At 70.6% G+C, this 790-nt stretch carries 1 protein-coding gene and 1 pseudogene; one reads left to right on the top strand and one right to left on the bottom strand.

Annotation, left to right across the window (positions count from 1 at the left end):
* A pseudogene (locus tag HWX25_RS32675) lies at positions 1–96 on the top strand (LysR family transcriptional regulator); the annotation flags it as partial.
* A 201-nt stretch (positions 97–297) separates the two neighbouring features.
* Here HWX25_RS32675 and HWX25_RS32670 read toward each other — a convergent pair.
* Positions 298–790 (bottom strand): LysR substrate-binding domain-containing protein (locus tag HWX25_RS32670; protein ID WP_244138832.1); only part of this gene is annotated, 493 nt, incomplete at its 5' end.

Here is a 790-nt window from a genome sequence, read left to right as displayed (position 1 = left end):
GCGCGACGGCTCGGCCTGAGCGCCTCGGCGATGAGCCGCACGCTGACGCGGCTGCGCGAGGCCACCGGCGACCCGCTGCTGGTGCGCGCCGGGCGAACCTGGAAGGTCCTGCGGCGCGTGTCGATGAGGAAACGTCGGGGTTCGACGCGGGCGACGGACGAAAGCGGAAAGCGGCTTGCCTCGACCGTCAGGACGAATGGTAGGGACGGTCAAAAAACCCGCGATGCGGGTCCGGCATGCACGTATGCGTGATTCGCATAGGCAGGGAAATCCCGGAGGCGGCCGCGGCAGGGAGCCTCAGACCGAGGCGCGCAGGTGCTGCCAGAGCGTATCGACGAAGGCGCCGCGATTGCTGGTATCGCGATAGACACGCAGCTCCACCTCGAGCTGCCAGGCGGCCGGCCCCGCGGGCACCAGCTCGCCGGCCGCGAGCTCGCGCGCGATCGCGCTGCGCGGCAGCCAGGCCAGGCCCTCGCCCTCGACCACCAGCTTCTTGAGCACCTCGGCCATGTCCGACTCGAAGTGCAGCCGCAGCATCGGCGTGGCCGGCGCGCGCGACAGCAGCAGCGCCTGGCAACGCCCGAAGTAGCTGGTTTCCGTGTACGAGATCAGCGGCAGCGCGGCCTTGCTGGTGCCCGGCAGACGAAAGCGCGGCGCGGCGCGCGGCGTGGGCTGGCTGACCGGCAGCAGCGTATCGAGGCCGACCGTGAGGTGCTCGTAGCGCGCCGGATCGAGATGCAGCGGCAGCTCGGGATGGTGGTAGGCGAACATCAGCTCGCAGTTGCCGTTC

Origin of the sequence: Burkholderia sp. BCC1640 (genome assembly GCF_902833125.1) — a bacterium.
GTDB classification, from domain to species: Bacteria; Pseudomonadota; Gammaproteobacteria; order Burkholderiales; family Burkholderiaceae; genus Burkholderia; species Burkholderia diffusa.
The sequence above is the reverse complement of the archived record's forward strand: the minus strand, read 5'-3'. Positions and strand labels throughout refer to the sequence as shown.